The sequence below is a fragment of the Microcoleus sp. CAWBG27 genome, from assembly GCF_020883145.1.
Classification (GTDB): Bacteria; Cyanobacteriota; Cyanobacteriia; order Cyanobacteriales; family Microcoleaceae; genus Microcoleus.
The window spans coordinates 29,710-49,186 of the sequence record NZ_JAHREU010000032.1; the positions used below are offsets into that span (position 1 = coordinate 29,710).

19 protein-coding genes are annotated in these 19,477 nt (G+C 45.3%); 11 read left to right on the forward strand and 8 right to left on the reverse strand.

The window, feature by feature from the left end:
• Positions 1 to 75 precede the first annotated feature (75 nt).
• Positions 76 to 972: an alpha/beta hydrolase gene (locus tag QZ938_RS18275; protein ID WP_293348721.1), complete on the forward strand. Its 897-nt coding sequence runs from the start codon at positions 76 to 78 to the stop codon at positions 970 to 972.
• Between the two features lie 381 nt (positions 973 to 1,353).
• Here the strand turns inward: QZ938_RS18275 and QZ938_RS18280 are convergent, their stop codons facing one another.
• The 3 genes from QZ938_RS18280 to recA form a co-directional block, all read right to left on the reverse strand.
• On the reverse strand, positions 1,354 to 1,581 hold the full coding sequence (locus tag QZ938_RS18280) for a response regulator transcription factor (protein ID WP_293148388.1): 228 nt from the start codon (positions 1,579 to 1,581) through the stop codon (positions 1,354 to 1,356).
• A gap of 30 nt (positions 1,582 to 1,611) precedes the next feature.
• Positions 1,612 to 2,085, reverse strand: a complete 474-nt coding sequence (locus QZ938_RS18285; RefSeq protein WP_293335572.1) for a Coq4 family protein — start codon at positions 2,083 to 2,085, stop codon at positions 1,612 to 1,614.
• A gap of 736 nt (positions 2,086 to 2,821) precedes the next feature.
• Positions 2,822 to 3,955, reverse strand: a complete 1,134-nt coding sequence (gene recA / locus QZ938_RS18290) for a recombinase RecA (protein WP_293148393.1) — start codon at positions 3,953 to 3,955, stop codon at positions 2,822 to 2,824.
• 542 nt (positions 3,956 to 4,497) lie between these two features.
• Here recA and QZ938_RS18295 point away from each other — a divergent pair.
• From QZ938_RS18295 to QZ938_RS18305, 3 genes are all read left to right on the forward strand, one after another.
• A complete protein-coding gene (locus QZ938_RS18295) occupies positions 4,498 to 6,123 on the forward strand; it encodes a glycosyltransferase family 39 protein (RefSeq protein ID WP_293148395.1) in 1,626 nt (541 codons plus the stop codon).
• Between the two features lie 270 nt (positions 6,124 to 6,393).
• Entirely contained in the window at positions 6,394 to 7,911 is a 1,518-nt protein-coding gene (locus tag QZ938_RS18300; RefSeq protein ID WP_293348724.1) for a peptide ligase PGM1-related protein, read from the forward strand.
• A 463-nt stretch (positions 7,912 to 8,374) separates the two neighbouring features.
• A complete protein-coding gene (locus QZ938_RS18305) occupies positions 8,375 to 8,587 on the forward strand; it encodes a hypothetical protein (protein ID WP_293348727.1) in 213 nt (70 codons plus the stop codon).
• Here QZ938_RS18305 and lepB read toward each other — a convergent pair whose 3' ends face one another.
• Positions 8,588 to 9,196, reverse strand: coding sequence for a signal peptidase I (lepB, locus tag QZ938_RS18310; protein ID WP_293148401.1), 609 nt, complete (start codon positions 9,194 to 9,196; stop codon positions 8,588 to 8,590). It lies immediately after the preceding gene.
• Between the two features lie 245 nt (positions 9,197 to 9,441).
• Between lepB and QZ938_RS18315 the strand changes: the two genes are divergently transcribed.
• Both QZ938_RS18315 and QZ938_RS18320 read left to right on the forward strand, forming a co-directional pair.
• On the forward strand, positions 9,442 to 10,764 hold the full coding sequence (locus tag QZ938_RS18315; RefSeq protein ID WP_293348730.1) for a dihydroorotase: 1,323 nt from the start codon (positions 9,442 to 9,444) through the stop codon (positions 10,762 to 10,764).
• A gap of 498 nt (positions 10,765 to 11,262) precedes the next feature.
• Complete coding sequence (locus QZ938_RS18320; RefSeq protein WP_293348733.1) at positions 11,263 to 11,586, forward strand: DUF433 domain-containing protein; 324 nt, start codon at positions 11,263 to 11,265, stop codon at positions 11,584 to 11,586.
• A 76-nt stretch (positions 11,587 to 11,662) separates the two neighbouring features.
• Here the strand turns inward: QZ938_RS18320 and tsaE are convergent, their stop codons facing one another.
• Together tsaE and yvcK are read right to left on the reverse strand one after the other, a co-directional pair.
• Positions 11,663 to 12,112, reverse strand: a complete 450-nt coding sequence (tsaE, locus tag QZ938_RS18325) for a tRNA (adenosine(37)-N6)-threonylcarbamoyltransferase complex ATPase subunit type 1 TsaE (RefSeq protein WP_293148407.1) — start codon at positions 12,110 to 12,112, stop codon at positions 11,663 to 11,665.
• A 150-nt stretch (positions 12,113 to 12,262) separates the two neighbouring features.
• Positions 12,263 to 13,663: a gluconeogenesis factor YvcK family protein gene (yvcK, locus tag QZ938_RS18330; protein ID WP_293348736.1), complete on the reverse strand. Its 1,401-nt coding sequence runs from the start codon at positions 13,661 to 13,663 to the stop codon at positions 12,263 to 12,265.
• 168 nt (positions 13,664 to 13,831) lie between these two features.
• Between yvcK and QZ938_RS18335 the strand changes: the two genes are divergently transcribed.
• The 5 genes from QZ938_RS18335 (at position 13,832) to QZ938_RS18355 (ending at position 18,691) form a co-directional block, all read left to right on the forward strand.
• Positions 13,832 to 14,614: an ABC transporter ATP-binding protein gene (locus QZ938_RS18335; RefSeq protein ID WP_293148410.1), complete on the forward strand. Its 783-nt coding sequence runs from the start codon at positions 13,832 to 13,834 to the stop codon at positions 14,612 to 14,614.
• A gap of 128 nt (positions 14,615 to 14,742) precedes the next feature.
• Positions 14,743 to 15,117, forward strand: a complete 375-nt coding sequence (locus QZ938_RS18340; RefSeq protein WP_293148411.1) for a four helix bundle protein — start codon at positions 14,743 to 14,745, stop codon at positions 15,115 to 15,117.
• Between the two features lie 104 nt (positions 15,118 to 15,221).
• Positions 15,222 to 16,745, forward strand: a complete 1,524-nt coding sequence (locus tag QZ938_RS18345) for an MlaD family protein (protein WP_293348739.1) — start codon at positions 15,222 to 15,224, stop codon at positions 16,743 to 16,745.
• Between the two features lie 510 nt (positions 16,746 to 17,255).
• Positions 17,256 to 17,882 (forward strand): Uma2 family endonuclease, encoded by a 627-nt coding sequence (locus QZ938_RS18350; RefSeq protein ID WP_293348742.1) that lies wholly within the window; start codon positions 17,256 to 17,258, stop codon positions 17,880 to 17,882.
• A 152-nt stretch (positions 17,883 to 18,034) separates the two neighbouring features.
• The gene (locus tag QZ938_RS18355; protein WP_293148417.1) at positions 18,035 to 18,691 is read left to right on the forward strand and encodes a Uma2 family endonuclease; all 657 of its coding nucleotides are present in this window, start codon (positions 18,035 to 18,037) and stop codon (positions 18,689 to 18,691) included.
• A gap of 82 nt (positions 18,692 to 18,773) precedes the next feature.
• Here the strand turns inward: QZ938_RS18355 and QZ938_RS18360 are convergent, their stop codons facing one another.
• Positions 18,774 to 19,208, reverse strand: coding sequence for a hypothetical protein (locus QZ938_RS18360; RefSeq protein ID WP_293148419.1), 435 nt, complete (start codon positions 19,206 to 19,208; stop codon positions 18,774 to 18,776).
• Positions 19,201 to 19,431, reverse strand: a complete 231-nt coding sequence (locus QZ938_RS18365) for a hypothetical protein (protein ID WP_293148421.1) — start codon at positions 19,429 to 19,431, stop codon at positions 19,201 to 19,203. The genes QZ938_RS18360 and QZ938_RS18365 overlap by 8 nt, the downstream gene beginning before the upstream one ends.
• Positions 19,432 to 19,477 lie beyond the last annotated feature (46 nt).

Below are 19,477 nucleotides of genomic sequence, written 5' to 3' on the forward strand. Positions count from 1 at the left end.
AACCATTGCGCTATTTGAACCTGCTATCAGTCGGCGGGTTCTGTACTCCCCGAAAATAAGTTTAACTTTCCAACTATGAAATCTTTAGATTCCGAACAGCAACACAGCTTTGTCGAAACCAACAACATCCGCTTGCACTGCGTTTCTCAAGGAGAAGGCGAGCTCGTTATCCTCCTGCACGGGTTTCCCGAGTTTTGGTACTCTTGGCGCCATCAAATTCCTGCTTTAGCACGCCATTTCAAGGTTGTGGTGCCGGATTTGCGGGGCTACAACGATTCGGACAAGCCGGAAAGCGGTTATGATTTGGATACGCTGAGTGCTGATATTCGCGGTTTGATCGATCGGCTCGGCTATACAAAAGCTCACATTGTCGGTCACGATTGCGGTGGTGCGATCGCCTGGAACTTAGCTCAAAAGTTCCCCGAAAAACTCAACCGCTTAGCAATTTTAAACGCTCCGCACCCGCAGCGATTCGTGCAGGAAATGGCAAGCAATTTAGACCAACTCCGTCGCAGTTGGCACATTTTGGCTTTTCAAGTTCCCGGCATCCCCGAATGGTTGATCCGGCAAAATTTGAAAGATTTTGTACAAAATATCTTGCAAGGACAAGCTGTTCGCAAAGGAGCTTTTAGCGCTGAGGAAACTAAGATTTATCAAACCGCTTTAGAAAAGCCAGGAGTGTTAGCGGCTGCGATGAATTATTACCAGCAGATGTTGCACCCGCAGCGTCTTTGGCATTGGGGGCAGAATTTAGAACCTGTGACAGTGCCTACTTTGGTGCTTTGGGGAGAAGAAGATGCGTTTTTGAGCCACACGCTTGTAGAAGGTTTGGATCGGTTAATTACGGCGCCGTTTAAGTTAAAATTAATTCCTCACTGCGGTCACTGGATTCAGCAGGAAGCGCCGCAAACGGTGAATCGAGAATTGCTGAATTTTTTGAGAAATTCTTCTCGTTCTGTGGCTTTGGCATAAAACATTTTAAAGGTTGCAAATAAAAACCCGGTTTCCGTGTGAAACCGGGTTTTTATTTTTCTCCGAGCATATCTGTAGGGTGCGTCACTAGAGAATTTCTGAGTTACCAGAGAATTAAATCAGGCTGACGCACCGTGCTATAGCCTTTCTCAAAGAAATGAGGTATGACTGACAGCTTCTATCACTATTAAGCTAAGAGGGCTTAAGCCCAACAACATACCTCATCTTTGTGAGAACCGCTATATCTAACTTATTTCGCCTCAACAACAGATATAAATGCCCGACACGAGGGTCAAAATCGATTCCCAAATTTTAGACCGTAGTTCAAGTTCCCTGATTCATCGAGTTGAGTCAACCTAAAATCTAAAATCTTAAATCGACTTATGAGTCCCAGAGCATATTTTCTTGCATCAACAGTGCAATCATCGCAGTTCTAGAACAAACACCGAGTTTGATAAAAATCCGCCTCACGTAAGTAGCAACCGTCCAGTGACTGATATTTAAATTTTTGGCAATACATTTGTTGGGCAGACCTTGGGCTACTAATTGGGCGATCGCTCTTTCTCGCGGGCTCAGGCTGATTACCGGTTTGTAAATTGTGCTTTGCATAGTTTTGCAGTGCAGTGACGAGTTAAAAAATTAATCAATTAATGGTAGAATCCCCAGTTTCTCTCGGACTTCAGATAAGGGAGTTTCCCAATCAGATGCAACGTCCCAGTCAATTAGTCGCTCGGCTAATTTTCCATGTTTTAAACCTTTGATAATTTGTCCGATCGCACATTTGCCACTGAGCAGTCCAACTAACACTAAAATCGCACAGGAAGGGCGAAATACTTGAGCGCGTGTAAACGCTTGAAGTACAAATTCATCTTCAGCAGAAGGTGAAAGACCCGTCAGAACGTGCCAAACGTCGTGGTTTCGTTGAATCCAGTCTCCAGATGCGATCGGCTCAAACCCTTGTTCGTCTAGAAATCGCGCCACTTCGCACCCTAATGTTCCTGCTGGCAGTTGACGCAATTTTTCCAAGTCTATTTCAAAATGTCGATCGCTCTCAATTTGAGGATTAATTGTTTGAGCCATCTTTAATATAACTCCTAATCGACCGTCAGTCATGATTGATTCTCCCTGGAATAAGAATTTAAGTTCCTGAAAAATGAAATTCATGTTTGTCCAGTTCATTTTTGCGATGAATCAAGACAACTTTTTTTTACAGTTCAGCTCAGAAATCCTACATTCTGTAACAGCAATTAACTTTCAGGAGCTTTTACATTTCTTTACAAACAGCCTCAGAGGTGAAATCTGTCAGTTGTCAAAATCTGGCTAGTGTTCGTTACCGCAGCTTGACCCAGAGGGAAGTAACCGTAAACTCCACAGTATTTAGCGGTGATTGGAACTCCTTTACTTACGTATATGAATCTATTTTGCTCTTAAGTATTTGTACTTGCAATGAGTTAGAAGCTGAAGCGTGTAAACCCAGTGATGCGAGTGCTACCAAGTGAATCAAGGTGAAGAGACCTGAAGCAGGGTGAAGTAAACAGTTGACAGCTTGCCCTGTAGCAATATTATTCGTAGGGTGTGTCGCCATTAAACTGAATTAAAATCGACTTTTCGAGTAGCGACGCACCTCAATAGCTCTCGGTGACAGAAATTTCCCCGGGCGATGGCTACGTCCCGGCTTGCGCCTACGCACTCGAAGCGAGCTAGTATTGATGCAAAAATGAGATGCACCCATTTAACAGAGAGCATCTCATTTTTGTAACAAGCATTTTTTATTTGAGTGCTGTCCGCGAAGAGCGTATTATACAATACGCTCTTCGCGGACAGCACTAATGAGCGATCGCGACAAAATTTAAATTTCTTCCATATCTCCTACATCTTGAATGTCATCATCAACATCAATATCATCAGCATCGACATCATCAGCATCGACATCCACAGGAGCGACAGAATTAGCAGAAACCACTGCCCCAGTATCAAGTTTTTCCCGTACTAGGCGCTCGATCTCATTTTTGAAATCGATATTTTTCTCCATGTGTTGAATCACTTTGTCTCGTCCTTGAGCGATGTTCTCGCCGTTGTAACTATACCAAGAACCTTTTTTCAGGATTACTCCCATCTCGTCTGCCAAGTCAGTCAGACAGCCTAAGGTAGAAATGCCTTTACCAAATACAATGTCAAATTCGGCAATGCGGAAAGGCGGAGCAACTTTATTTTTAGCAACTTTAACTTTTGTGCGGTTGCCGTATTCTTCGGTACCTTTTTTCAAGCTTTGAATGCGGCGAATGTCGAGCCGCACGCTGGCGTAAAATTTGAGGGCGTTACCACCTGTTGTTGTTTCGGGGTTGCCGTAAGTTATGCCGATTTTCTGCCGCAATTGGTTGAGGAAAATCACGGTACAGCCGGATTTGCCGATGTTGCCGGTGATTTTCCGCAGTGCTTGACTCATCAAGCGGGCTTGCAAACCCATGTGGGAGTCGCCCATGTCACCTTCGATTTCGGCGCGGGGGACGAGGGCGGCTACGGAGTCAATGACTACGATATCGACGGCGACGGATCGCACGAGTTGATCGACAATTTCTAGGGCCATTTCGCCGGTATCCGGCTGGGAAACTAAGAGATTTTCAATATCGACGCCTAATGCTGAGGCGTAGGTGGGATCGAGGGCGTGCTCGGCATCTACGAAGGCTGCGATGCCGCCGGTTTTTTGGACTTCGGCGATCGCGTGGAGCGCTAGAGTAGTTTTACCGGAACTTTCGGGGCCGTAAATTTCAATTACTCGGCCTTTTGGCAAACCGCCGCCCAAAGCAATGTCCAGTGTCAGAGCTCCGGTGGGGATGGTTTCTACCCTCATGCGTGTGGAGTCTCCCAATCGGACGATCGCTCCTTTGCCAAAGCTGCGCTCGATTTGGGACAGTACGGAAGTTAGGGCTTTTTGCTTTTCTGTGTTTTCAGTAGTTTTTGTAGAAGCTTCTTTTTTTGCCATTTTCGGTACGCGGGTAGACCCCTTGCGGAGCTTGTTGATTAACTGTACAACACGTATGTTAGCAGTTATTTTTGGGGTCTGGAGGTTCTGGGGGGATTTGGTTTAGAATTCTTGATTTTGGGCTGGTTGGGCGCGATCGCGCCCCGATCCGGAAAGAATTGGTTGAAAGCCCGCCCGCCTTCGAGGGAGAAATTAAAATCATATCGTGTCCGGTCGGTTGACCGCGATAAGATCCGTTCGTAGTGCGGACTTCAGTCCGCAGCATATTGCGGACTGAAGTCCGCACTACGAACAGTCAACTGTTGACGGTGGCTCTTAGTTGAAAGGTAGAAGGCTTTCGGCAGAGGGTAGAATGATGGTCAGTTGGGATCTGTATTGTATCGATCGAGCTTTAACAGGGCCCAAACGGGAGGTTTTCCACAGCAATACAAAGGTTGCAGCAGGCGAACCCGGTAAAAAACCCGGTTTCTGAGCGTAGTGGTGCGATCGTCCCCTAAGTCGATCGGTACGCCTCTGGGACGATCGCCACAATTAGGATAAGCATGGCATCTACAACAAATCAAGACACATCTGTTAATCCCAAAATTCCCCAAAATTCCCGGTTGCTAATCAGCTTATTGGCGATCGGAATTTTACTAGGTATCGGATTTCGGTTCTTCGAGATCGATCGCAAACTTTACTGGCACGACGAAGCTTACACATCAATCCGCGCCGCTGGTTTCACCAGGCAAGAAATCGACGACGAACTATTTCAAAACCGGATTATTCCTGCACCAGAATTGCAGAAATATCAGCAGATAAAACCGGGAAGTACAGCAGCAGACACAATACGTTCGTTAGCACTGGAAGATCCGCAGCATCCGCCTTTGTACTTTTTGATGGCTCGTTTGTGGATGCAGCAATTTGGCAGTTCTCTTGCAGCATCTCGCAGTTTGCCAGCAATATTGAGTTTGCTGTCGCTGCCTTTGATGTACGTTTTAGCCCAGGAACTTTTCGCTTCAAATTTGACAGCCTTAGTAGCAACAACGCTGTTGGCTTTATCTCCCTTTGACATCTTGTTTGCTCAGACAGCAAGGCAGTACAGTTTGCTGACTGTAACGGTGATTGGCAGCAGTTGGCTGTTGCTGAGAGCATTGCGATTGCGGGGCTGGCAAAATTGGGCGTATTACTCGATCGCGATCGCGATCGGTTGCTACACTCACCCTTTCTTCACGTTAACACTTGTCGGACATGGAGTTTTTATAATTGCTTGCTGGCTGTTTGTCAAAAAAAGAAAATTGCGAGGTCACTTAACTAATTCGCAATTTTTCTTAGCAGTAACAGCCGCTTTAATCTTGTATCTGCCGTGGATTTACGTGCTGGCGACCAACCTGGAACGAGCCTCAGCAACAACAGATTGGACGCGAATATCTCCTGGTTGGCTGTACCTGGCAAAATTGTGGACGCTCAGCTTTACAGCCTTATTTTTTGACTTCGACTTCGGCTTTGACAATATCTGGACTTATCTGCTGAGATTGCCATTTTTGCTGTTAATTGTGGCAGCCGTTTACAACATCTGCCGCCGCACAAATATTTCGACTTTGCTGTTTATTGTAACATCAATTTTTGTCCCGTTTTTGATGCTGGTTTTACCGGATATAATCTTAGGTGGCAAACGCTCCGCCGTCAGCCGCTATCTGATTTCCTGCTTTCCGGGGGTGCAGCTAGCAGTTGCTTGCTTGCTGGCCAGTAATGTGAAAACTCAGCAGCGGTTTTGGCAAGTCATTTTAGCGGGGGTATTTACAGCAAGCATAGCATCCTGTACAGTCAGCGGTGTTTCTGATACTTGGTGGAGCAAAGACTTGAGCTATTTTAATGCTGAAGTTGCGAGAAATATTAACAAAGAGGCGATGGCTAATCGCTCGATTAAAGATACAATTGTAATTAGCGATCGCGGTAATGACTTTACTAACATGGGAGATTTGCTCTCCCTGAGTTATTTGCTCGACAAAGATGTACGGCTGATGTTGCTGAGTCAGTCGCCCGATATCGAGATGCTGAACAAATATTCGGCTCCTCTAGTATTCCGCCCTTCGGAAAAATTGCGATCGGCACTCAAGCAAAATCAACGCCGCCTAGAGCCGATATTGGCATACGCCAAACTTTTTCGAGTGCGGCGGATTTCTTAGTTATCGGTAGGGTACGTCAGAAAAAAAACTGTTTGAGTTATCTCAATTATTTGAACAGACGCACCTTAAGTCATTATTTGGACATTTTTGATAATAAAAGTATGTTGTTGCGCTTGGGCGCTCTTTATCTAATATATAAGAGCGCCCAAGCGCAACAACGTACCTCAAGATTAACCCCTATAAGAGTGCCAGTTGAGTTGTTTCAAATATTTGGGCTGACTCACCCTAGACCACCAGCAATCATTATTTGAATAATTAGGATTAAACGTCATGCAAGAGTCAAACAATTCTGCTTCGGAAACCGCACAGAAATTTCGCAATCTTCAGACAGAATTACGCGAACGTTGGCGAGAGATAGAAGAATTTGACAGCGGAGATTGTGATATTATCGTCATTCCTTCTCTCAGCTTAGATCAGCAAGAAATTCTGAAAGTTGAGGGTGCTTACCACTACGAAGAGCGGCATTTATTTTCATTGATTCGCCTGCGAAATCCTCGCACGCGCTTAATTTACATTACCTCGGAGCCGCTGCACCCCATGATTATAGATTATTACCTGCAATTGCTCCCAGGTATTCCATTTTCTCACGCGCGCGATCGCCTTTTGCTCTTCTCGGCTTACGATGCATCGGCGAAATCCCTCACCCAGAAAATTTTAGATCGTCCCCGCTTGATGGAGCGAATTCGCTCTTCAGCACGCCCGACAAAATCTTATATGGTTTGCTACAACTCAACGCCCTTAGAGCGGGAGTTATCTGTTAAATTGGGAATTCCTTTGTGGGCTAGCGATCCGGATTTGCTTTATTGGGGAACAAAAAGCGGCAGTCGGCAAATTTTTCAAGAAGCTGGCGTACCTTATCCTGATGGTTCTGATTTGGTTTGGAATGCAGAAGATTTGGCCCAAGCTGCGGCTGCGCTGTGGGAAAGACAGCCAGATTTGCAGCGGATGGTAATTAAGTTAAATGAAGGTTTTTCGGGGGAAGGAAATGCAATTTTAGATTTGCAGCCGATCGCAGGTAAAGCACCTCAAGAAAGAGTTAAAGCACTTGGCGATTGCTTCCACAATTTGCGCTTTCAATCAACAGGCGAAACCTGGAAAAATTTCAGCAGTCGCATTCCCGAATTAGGAGCAATTGCGGAAGCATTTATCGAAGGAGAAGAAAAGCGATCGCCCAGCGTTCAAGGTCGAATTATCCCCAGCGGCGAAGTAGAAATTCTCTCAACCCACGACCAGATTTTAGGAGGCCCGGACGGTCAAATTTTCTTGGGTTGCCGATTTCCTGCGGATGAATCCTATCGGCTGGCGTTGCAAGAATTGGGATGGAAAGTGGGGAAAAATCTAGCGGCAAAAGGTGCTTTAGAGCGATTTGGAGTGGATTATGTTGCTGTCAAGCAAGCGGACGGGAAATGGGATATTCAAGCAATAGAAATTAACTTGCGAAAAGGAGGTACAACTCATCCGTTTATGGCTTTAAAACTGTTAACAAATGGTCGGTACGAGCGAACTACGGGATTGTTTTACAGCCAGCAGGGGCGTCCGAAATATTATGTGGCTTCGGATAATTTGAAAAAGGAGCGATATCGGGGATTGTTGCCGAATGATTTGATGGATATTATTGCTGACAATCAACTGCACTTTGACACTGGTACTGAGACGGGGAGCGTGTTTCATTTAATGGGTTGTTTGTCGGAGTTTGGCAAATTGGGATTGACGAGTATCGGTAATTCGCCGCAAGAAGCTGAGGATATGTATAACAAGGTTGTGAAGGTGCTCGATCGCGAAACTTGAGGCTAAATCTGCTCGTCAACCCACAAACCCCGGCGGTTTCCAACCGCCGAGGATTTGAAATGATTCCGATGTCACCGGAATTGATATCACCCATCAACTCACAAACCCCGGCGGTTGAAACCGCGTCTACACAACCAAAACCCGCCTCCGCGGGTTGAAGAGTCGATCCTAATATTGCTCTGAAATTCAATATTTCTTAGTCCGCGGAGGCGGACATCGTTTGTGTAGACGCGGTTTCCAACCGCCGAGGATTTGAAATGATTCCGATGTCAAAGGATCGGAATATTGATATTACTCATCAACCCACAAACCCCGGCGGTTGAAACCGCGTCTACACAACCAAAACCCGCCTCCGCGGGTTAAAGAGTCGATTGTACATTATTGCTCTGAAATTCAATATTTCTTAGTCCGCGGAGGCGGACATCGTTTGTGTAGACGCGGTTTCCAACCGCCGAGGATTTGAATGATTCCGATGTCACCGGAGGCGGACATCGTTTGTGTAGACGCGGTTTCCAACCGCCGAGGATTTGAAATGATTCTGATGTCACCGGAGGCGGACATCGTTTGTGTAGACGCGGTTTCCAACCGCCGAGGATTTGAAATGATTCTGATGTCACCGGAGGCGGAAATGGTTTGTGTAGATGCGGTTTCCAACCGCCGAGGATTTGAATGGTAGCTAATTTTTAGCGGGATAAATTGGCGTGGGGTCGATCGAGCCTGTGCGGTTGAGAGGCCAAAAACGGACGATCGCCCTACCGATGATATTTTGTCTGGGTACAAAGCCCCAATAATGGCTGTCACAGCTTGCGTTGCGGTTGTCCCCGAGTACCAAGTAAGAATTTTGAGATACTACTACAGGCCCGTAGGGATATTGCGGAATTTCTTCAATATATTTTTCCTGTAGCGGCTGCTTGTTGATATAAACTTTTCCATCTTTGACTTCCACAGTATCGCCCGGAAGTCCGATCACTCGCTTGATATAGGCATCTTTGATCGGCGGTGGCTGTCCCGTGCACAAACTCGCCGGATCCGGAGGCATAAACACGATAATATCTCCTCGCTGCGGGTCTTGGAGTCGATAGCTCACCTTGTCTATAATTAATCGATCGTTAATTTGTAGGGTTGGGAGCATTGAGCCGGTGGGAATGTAGCGAGCTTCAGCAACCAAAGTGCGGATACCAAAGGCTAAGAATGCTGCTAAGCCGATCGTCTTAATTCCTTCTATCCAAGGATTTTCGGTATCTTGCGGGGGTTTCTGGTCGGCTGACTTGTCTAGACGAGTCATAAGTATTTAAGTCACTGGGCTGGATACAAATTATAAACTTATTTCGGGGTTTTTTGAGGAAATCTGCAAAATCTGCGCCCCAGACGTGAGTTTTTGTACTATCTGGTTGAGTAAGGTGCGCCGAGGTCGATCGTAAAAATTACAATTTTCCCGAAAGCTAGTTATATTTATTAGTATTTTTCCAACTCTTTTGAGGATAAAATTTGTCTGGGGTTCTACGTACATTACCTATTTAATTATAGCTTATGCCGACCACATCAAGTTTGTTAATCCGCCGCGCTCGCATTCTGTTACCTGACGGTGAGTTTTTGGTAGGGGACGTGCAAATTAGCGATGGCAAAATTGTTCGGGTTGCTCCGGAGATTGCGGCAGAGTGCGATCGCGAAATAAATGCGATCGGCTTAACTCTCTTGCCCGGAGTAATTGACCCGCAGGTACACTTCCGCGAACCGGGTTTGGAACACAAGGAAGATTTGTTTACGGCTAGCTGTGCCTGCGCTAAGGGCGGTGTGACATCGTTTCTGGAAATGCCGAATACCCGCCCCCTAACCACAACCCAAGCGGCCTTAGATGACAAGCTAAGGCGCGCTGCTGACAAGTGTTTGGTCAATTACGGCTTTTTTATTGGGGCGACGCCGGAGAATTTACCGGATTTGTTGGATGCGAATCCGACTCCGGGGATTAAGGTGTTTATGGGTTCGATGCACGGACTGTTGTTGATGGATGGAGAGGAAAATTTAGAGCGAGTTTTCGCAAAGGGCGATCGATTAATTGCAGTACACGCCGAAGATCAAACTAGAATTAATCAGCGCCGTCAGGAATTTGCCGGCAGTACCGATTTAGCTGTGCACTCGCAAATTCAAGACAATCAAGCAGCCTTGTTAGCAACTCAGCTAGCCGTAAAACTTTCTAAAAAATATCAACGCCGACTGCACATTCTGCATCTTTCAACTGGCGACGAAGCTGAGTTTTTGCGACAAGAAAAACCCAGTTGGGTAACAGCAGAAGTAACCCCGCAGCATTTGTTGTTAAATACCAGCGCCTATCAAAAAATCGGCAGTTTAGCCCAGATGAATCCGCCGTTGCGCGATACCCGCGATAACGAAATACTTTGGCAAGCCTTATTAGACGGCGTAATTGATTTTATCGCCACCGATCACGCGCCGCACACCTTAGCAGAAAAAGCTCAAGAATATCCAAATAGCCCATCGGGAATGCCCGGTGTCGAAACTTCTTTGCCTTTAATGCTGACGCAAGCAGTCGAGGGAAGATGTACAGTTGCCCAAGTTGCTAATTGGATGTCTGCGGCAGTTGCTAAGGCTTATAAGATTCCGAACAAAGGGGCGATTGCTCCGGGTTTTGACGCCGATTTAGTCTTAGTCGATTTGGACAACTACCGCCCGGTAATCGGAGCAGAAATGGCGAGCAAGTGCGGCTGGAGTTCCTTTGAAGGTTGGAATTTAACAGGATGGCCCGTGGTGACAGTTGTGGGAGGAAAAGTTGTTTTTGAGAACGGTAAATTAGATACAAATGTCCGAGGTGAAGCCTTGAAATTTGACGCAGAGTAGTCAATTTATATAAACAAAGGTATGTAGTTGCGCTTGGGCGCTCTTTCATATATAAGAGAGCGCCCAAGCGCAAGTATAGCCTTTATCAAAAAGGTGAAGTATGCCATATTCTATGTACATCAAGGTTTTCGACATTTAATATATACCTCATCTATCCCAGAACCGCTATACGTACTTTTCTATAGAAAAAAAGAGCGCCCAAGCGCAACTACATACCTAAAACATCAAGGTTTTCGACATTTAATATAGCCTTTCTCAAAAAGATGAGGTATGACTAAAAGCTTACATAACCACTTAAACTCTTAGGGCCCAAGCCCAACAACATACCTCATCTTTCTGATAACCGCTATATATACCTCATCTATCCCAGAACCGCTATACGTACTTTTCTATAGAAGAAAAGAGCGCTCAAGCCCAACAACATACCTAAAACATTACAGCAAAATTTGTGCTAAAATTATCTGAATATATTACCTGACGAGCGAGGCTATATTATATATGCTTAAAGAACTAGAAACACAACTTCTTGCCTTAACTCCGACTGAGAAATCTGATGCAATACGGCTTTTAACCCAAAGTTTAAACAATACCTGGCCGGGAATTACCAAGACTCCCGATGTGTGCGGCGGCGATGCTTGTATCGCCAAAACTCGCATCCCAGTTTGGCTGCTTGAAAGTTGGCGCCGTCAAGGTTCAAGCGATGCTGAACTTCTACAATTTTATCCCCATCTAAGCGCTGCCAATCTAGTCAATGTTTGGACTTATGCTGATGCACATCTGGAGGAAATCGAAGAATCAATCCGCAAAAATGAGGAAGATTGACTTATGCTAAATAAGTTTATGAAGCGATTCCTCACCTTGCGAGAAATGTTTCTGAAGAATAGAGAATCGCCCTTTTTCAATCTTGTGATTGCCAATCCAATAAATAGCCGCTACCAATCAATTCAATTTGCCGTCCACTATCTTGATAACTCAGACAAATTTGCAAAGAATTCTCTGGTTTGTACGGCAATCTTTCGGCCCATTCGATCGCCACAATCCCCAAATCCCTTTCTAATCCGTCCCAATAACTCTCTAAGTGCAAAGCCTCCGCTTCTTCGGGTTCGAGTCGATACAAGTCTAGATGGTACAGCGGAATCCGCCCTGCAAAATACTCGTTAATCAGGGTGAAAGTAGGACTTTCCACAGATTCCGAGATTCCCAAACCTTCGGCGATACCTTGAACCAAGGTGGTTTTGCCGGCGCCTAAGTCTCCTTGTAACAAGATTACAGTGCCTGGTGGGAGCGATCGACCTAATTTTATGCCCAACTTGCGCGTAGCTTCAGCATCTGGAAGAGGAAGTATCATATCAGTTATTTGTTATTTGTTATTTGTTATTTGTTATTCGCTTGGGGCTGCTAATAACCAATAACATTAGTTTGCACAGCCAACAGTCAACAGCCAACAGTCAACAGTCAACAGTCAACTGTCAACAGTTAACAGTCAACTGTCAACTGCTTAAATGTTCTGGGCGCGGCCGTACCAACGCAGCAACATCCCCGCCAATCTTTGGGAATTGTGGCGAATTAAACCGGTATTTTTATCTTCATCCATGACATTGGCGATGACAATGCGCCGCCCCAGTTGCGTTATGGCTTCACGATCGAGTACAACCGGATAGGAATTCTCCTGAGAATAGCGGATCAAAGATTTTGCAGATGGGACTTTTCCTTGAACTACTACAGCATCGAACAGGGGGCGGCCGCAAGCCCGATCGATCGCCCGAATGTGATCGGCAACGCTGTATCCGTCTGTTTCCCCCGGCTGAGTCATAATATTGCACACATAAATGCGCGGAACTTCACTATTGGCGATCGCATCCGCAATTTCCTTCACCAACAAATTCGGAATTACACTCGTATAAAGACTCCCCGGCCCAATAATAATAAAATCCGCTTCTTGTAATGCTTCAACCGCCCTCGGTAAAGCCGGAGGATTAGCCGGAGTGCAGCCAATTTTGACGATTTGCCCGTTAGCTTCGCTAATGCTGGACTCCCCCTCTATTCTCCGGCCGTCAGCCAGTTCTGCCCACAAAGAAACGTCGCTCAGAGTAGCCGGCAGCACTTCCCCTCTGACAGCTAAAACTTTAGAACTGGCGGCGATCGCCTGTTCCAAATCTCCAGCAATATCGCTCATCGCCGTCAAAAACAAATTACCAAAACTGTGACCGACCAAACCGTCACCGGCCTGAAAGCGGTATTGAAATAACTCGGTTAATAACTTTTCCTCATCGGCCAAAGCGGCCAAACAATTGCGAATATCTCCAGGCGGCAATACTCCAATTTCCCGCCGCAGTCGCCCGGAAGACCCGCCGTCATCGGCCACGGTGACGATCGCAGTAATTTTGGCACTGTAATCCTTCAATCCCCTAAGCAAATGAGAAAGGCCTGTACCCCCCCCAATTGCGACAATTTTCGGGCCGCGATGCAAGCGGCGGTGGTTGAGGAGTCGATCGACCAATTCCTCATTGCCTTCGGGCATCAGCACTTGAGTAATCGAGTTCAAACTGCGAGTTTGGCCCCACAGAATTAACAAAATTCCCCCCGCAATCACGATCGGGCCAGAGATGTAATTGGGAATAACTTCCGCAATCCAGGTCAAAAAATTTCTCAACAATTGCAACAGGAAAAAGATCGGAGTCATCCCAGTCCAAATCGCTAAACCCAAAGTGGCAAGTACCACACCGCTAGCACTGATCAGCAGCCACCGTTTCACCAACAGTCCGGGGGCCAACCACTTAAACCACTGGTGAACTCGCCCGTTCCGCAAAGAAGAAGGGTAAGGATTTCTGGATTGGACAAAAACCTGCTTAGCTTTGGCAAAGACTCGCAGGGCTTTAGGAAATGAACTAATTGACATGGTTAATTAGTCTTAATGGTATTGGAATAGCTCAAGCTGACAAATTTACAATACAAGAGAGTTTTGATTCTGGCAGTCAATTTAAGTCATTAGTCATTAGTCATTAGTCATTAGTCATTAGCTAGACTGATGACTGATGACTGACAACATAATAATCGATCGCATCTTATGGCTGAGCCGCTAATCGAACTCAAGGGGGTAAGTAAGTCCTTCGGGGATAACCAGATCCTCGATCGAGTGGATCTGAGGATATATCGGGGAGAGGCCCTGGCAATTATTGGCCCTTCCGGGACGGGGAAATCTACGATTTTGCGGATAATTGCGGGTTTGTTGGCCCCGGATGCGGGCGAGGTTTTCGTTCAGGGACAGCGGCGGCTGGGATGGGTGGACGACGTGGCAGATCCGATCGGGATTGGGATGGTGTTTCAGCAAGCTGCTTTGTTTGATTCGCTTACGGTAGAGGAGAATGTCGGTTTTTTACTGTACCAGCATTCTAAGCTGCCGCGCCGCCGGATTCGGGAATTGGTGGAGGAAAAGTTAGAGATGGTGGGTTTGCGGGGAATTGGCGATCGCTATCCAGCGCAGTTGTCTGGGGGAATGCGGAAGCGGGTAAGTTTTGCCCGCGCCATCATGGCAAATCCCGATAATGCGAGGGACAATCCGGAGGTTTTGTTGTACGACGAACCGACGGCGGGCTTAGATCCCATCGCTTCGACGGTAATTGAAGATTTAATTCGGGATTTGCAGAGAGCTCAGGGAGTTTGTAGCACTTATGCGATCGTCACTCACCAAGACAGTACCATTCGCCGGACTGCCGATCGCATTGTGTTTCTCTATCAAGGCAAAGTGCAGTGGGAGGGAACTGTCAGCGACATTGCATCGACAGATAATTTGTTAATTAAACAATTTTTTAGCGGCAGCGTTACTGGGCCAATTCAAGTGATTGGGTAGTCAATTGTCAGTGGGCAGTTGGCAGTTGACAGTTGGCAGTTGGCAGTTGACAGTTGTTACTTGACAGTGGGCGGTTGTTAGGAAAGCGGTTGGCCGTGGTTAATTGTTTGTATTATTGGAGATGGAAGATGTCACAAACAAATTTTCAAAAGTTAGATGTTTATAAATTATCAGAAAAATTAGCTGATGAAATTTGGAATATTGTTATAAAATGGGACGCACTAGCAAAAGATACGGTCGGCAAGCAAATTATTCGATCGGCTGATAGTATTGGTGCTAATATTGCTGAAGGAGATGGTCGAGGTAGCTATCAGGATCATCGGAGATTTATCAAAATTGCCAGAGGTTCTTTATATGAAACAAAGCACTGGTTGAGACGGGCTTATACTAGGCAACTACTAACAACTACGCAAGTAGAAACACTCAAGCCAATTATTGACGAACTGTCGCCCCGGCTAAACGCCTATCTAAAATCTATAGGCAACACATCAGATAAAAATTAACAACTGCCAACTATCAACTATCAACTATCAACTGCCAACTGCCAACTGCCAACTGCCAACTGCCAACTGCCAACTGTCAACTGCCAATTGCCAAAGGAGGCAATATGCGATCGCGAACTGTAAGAGAAGGTTCTGTCGGATTCTTAATTTTAGTAGGAATCGGTTTATTTGGTGGCTTAGTGCTCTGGTTGCAGGGCGTGCAGCTAGGCAACCGCAGCTACAAATTCGCCGTAGAATTTGCCAGCGCCCAGGGAATGCAAATAGGTACACCCGTCAGGTATCGCGGCGTCGCCGTCGGTAAAATTACCGCCATCAAAGCCAGCGCCAACGGCGTAGACGTGACGATGGAGATAGCCCCCGGTACTTTAGTCATGCCGCGCGATGTGGCGATCGAAGCGAATAAATCGGGTTTAATTGGCGAATCGTCGATCGACATTACCCCCAACTCAATTTTACCAGACTCCTTACTCACCGCCAATCCCTTTAGTCCCGACTGTCCCCCTGAGATAATCTGCAAAAATTCGCGCTTAAAAGGTCAAGCTGGAGTCAGTCTCGACGAACTAATTCGATCTACCGTCCGCCTAGCTAATTTATACACCGACCCCGCCCTGTTCAACAATATCAAATCGATTTCCGAGAATACAGCCAACACAGCGAAAGGTGCAGCTAAACTCACTCAAGATTTATCAAGTTTAACTCAAACAGCCAAAGCAGAAATCAAAACATTGAATAAATCAGTAACAGGAGACGTTGGCAACTTAACTCAATCAGTCAAAAGCGAATTAGCAACTTTAAATGAATCTTTGAAAGTAGAAGTCAACAGTTTAAATGAATCTTTGAAAGTAGAAGTCAACAGTTTAACTCAATCCTTAAAAGGAGAAGCATCTAGCTTAAACCAGTCCCTCAAAGGAGAAATATCAGGAGTTGCCGCCGATGTTTCCAAAGTAGCAGCCACAGCAGACACTTCCACAAAAGCCGTATCTGCCGCTGCCATAAATTCAGCCAATTCAGTAACTCAAGCAGCAAATAAAATCACATTAACAGCAAACGAAGTCAATTCATTAGTGACAACCAACCGCGCCAGTTTAGTCTCAACCCTGAATAACATCAATCAAAGCAGTCAAGAATTGCGGGTAGCCGTCAGCAGTTTGAGTCCAACAATTAATCGCATCAACCAAGGACAATTGCTAACTAATTTAGAAGTTTTATCAGCGAATGCCGCCCAAGCTTCTGCTACTTTGCGAGATTTATCCAACCAGGTAAACAATCCCGCCACCTTGCTATTATTGCAGCAAACCTTAGATTCTGCACGAGCTACATTTCAGAACGTGCAGAAAATCACTTCCGACGTGGATGAAGTGACGGGAGACCCCGCCTTCCGCAACAACATTCGCAGGTTGTTCAACGGATTGGGAGGCTTGTTAGGTTCGACAGAACAACTGCGGCAGCAAGTTAAAGTCGCTCAAACATTAGCTCCAATTTCAGAGAAAGTAAATGCGAATACAACGGCAGTAAATCAATCAGTTAAGCCGGGATTTCCCAGTTTTAATAAAAAAGAAAAATTGCCTGTTATCCCTTCTCAAACTGCAAAAACACCAGAATTACTTGCCCCCGAAAAAAACCATTAAAACATGGTATGATTGAATAACAAGAATTGTTGCCAGATTCGCGATTTTCTAGAATTAGTAAGGTGCGCTGCGGCGCACCCGAAAGTTAGTAAGGTACGCAGCGTGTACCCCGATATTCAATTTATTTTGCAAATCCTAATGATGCTGTTACTGAATTCATCAAAGCTTTGCGGGAATAGTTCAAATAACCTAAGATCAATACTTCGGACAGTTTTAGATCTAATCGAGTATCTCAAACCCTTGATGGCTATAGGGATGAGTATTTTTTCAATCTTTAAGTCTAGCCCGGAGTTTCAAAAAAACATTAAAAATGCCAGGGCTTACGCTGTAACGCTTACAGAGTCGTTAAAAAAATGTCCGAAGTATTGCTAAGATTAAATATACAGCGTATTCCAGGTTCATAAAGGTAGTAGGGACACGGCATTGCCGTATCCCTACGGGGATTTATCGATATGGGGTGTACTTCATAAATGTGGAATCTGTTATAACTAGAATAAAGGAGCGATCGACATGGTTCAAGCTTTAACAAAAATAGTAACATTTGACGAATTTATTGCATGGTATCCTGAGAATTCAGAACATCGCTACGAACTGCACAATGGAGTAATTGTTGAAATGCCCAAAGGAACTGGCCAACATTCAGAAATATCTGGTTTTCTCAACATAGAAGTCGGTATTGTGTGTCGCAATGCCCGATTGCCCTATTTTCTTCCCAAAGAATGCGTTCTCAAACCCGATCGCACTGAATCAGGATATGAGCCAGATGTCATCGTTCTCGATCGCCAGCAAGTGATAAATGAACCGCGCTGGGCAGCAGAATCGATTATCACAATGGGTTCTTCGGTACGTTTAGCAGTAGAAGTGGTCAGCACCAACTGGCAGACTGACTATCTCACCAAACTGCGAGATTATGAAGAAATGGGTATTTTTGAATATTGGATTGTAGATTATTTGGGATTGGGTGGAAGGCGCTACATAGGCAATCCCAAACAACCGACGCTTTCGGTATATCAATTGGTTGACGGGGAGTACGAGTTGACGCAGTTCCGGGGAGACGATCGAATTGAATCGGCTGCTTTTCCAGAGTTGAACTTGACTGCTCAACAGGTGTTTGAAGCAGGAATTATTAATGAATGAGGAGAATTATCATAGAATAAGAGGTATTAACAACTAAAAAACAGAAGTCGCGGTTCTTCTAAGACAAATCGCATTTTACATTAATTAGATAGACCTAGTTACTTGCGGCAAAAAAGTTTATAATAGATATACAACTCACAGGAAGCACGACCATGACAGCAGTCGTTACCACCCTCAAAACTTCTGAAATCATATACCCTAGCGCTGATGGAGAACCAGTGGCAGAAACTTACGACCATCTTTACGCAATTTTAACCACTTTAGAAGTCTTAAAACAATACCTCGCAGACCGTCGAGCTACTGTTTTAGCAAACCAATATTTGTACTACGCTCAAGGTTTCCCCAAATTGCGCGTAGCACCTGATGTGATGGTGATTTTTGATGTAGAACCAGGTGGCAGAGATAATTACAAAATCTGGGAAGAAGGCCAAGTGCCGAAAGTGATTTTTGAAATAACATCACCGGGCACAAAGTCGGAAGATATAATCAATAAAAAAGACTTGTATGAGGGGATAGAAGTTGAGGAATATTGGTTGTTTGACCCTAGAGGTGAATGGATTCGGGAACAATTGCGCGGGTATCGATTGGGGGAAGATGGGTATGAATTAATCAGAGACAATCGCAGCGAGGTATTGCAACTGCGGTTAGAAATAGAAGGAAAACTGATTGGGTTTTATCGCGAAGATAATGGGGAGAAATTATTGATTCCCGATGAATTGGCTTCAGCTTTGCAAGCGGAACGGCAACGGGCTGCTGAACTCGAAGCTTTGTTAGAGCGTTATCGAGATCAGTTTGGAGAATTACCATAGTAATATCAATAGTAATATCGATTCCGGTTTCACTCCTTATGATATAGAGGAAACGGCAGTGCGGTTTCCTCTGCTGGAACTCCTAAACTTCAGTGTATTCTTTGCTTTTTTGAGAATCTAACCAACGTTGATAAGCTTCCTTGTCTCCTCTAAAGGAATCAAGAGAAACTTGACGTTCTGGCATGGGTTTTAGTGGAGCATCAATGGGCGAATATTGGCAATAGCAGATTACTACGATATCAAATTCGCCGATCGGAATATCGGGAGTATAAGTCTCAACCCGCGCAACTTCCCAATCGCTGGTGCGGTAATGAGTGCTATAACCGTGTCTATCTGGATCGTGTTCTGCTTCTACGCGAACAAACTCTGGGGGACGATAGCCAACTTCAGGAATTTCGTCATTAGAAGAGTCAAAGTGTTCGGCTAAAATCTTGGTTAGGCATTGGGTGTGTTCAAGCTTGCGTTTTTCCCAACCAGGTTGACGCTTGTCTGCTCTAAAGACAATCCATTTACGCATCTTCATCCTCCTTGCTTTCTAGTTCTTTGTACCAGTCTGGAAACTCCGTTTGACCTTTAAAAACACAATCAACTTTGAAAAATTGGCCGTCAATTTTCTCAACCTCAATTAGTTTCCAACCATATTTTTGTTCCATCTCTTCACAACAATCTGGATCTGCTGCTGCGTGTCGAGACTTGTCTTCATCTGGATCGTAACGCAACCATCGTGGATTTTTTGTCATAATTGATATTGCTCCCTGTGTTGGGTTGACAACCTTGGAGAAGTCG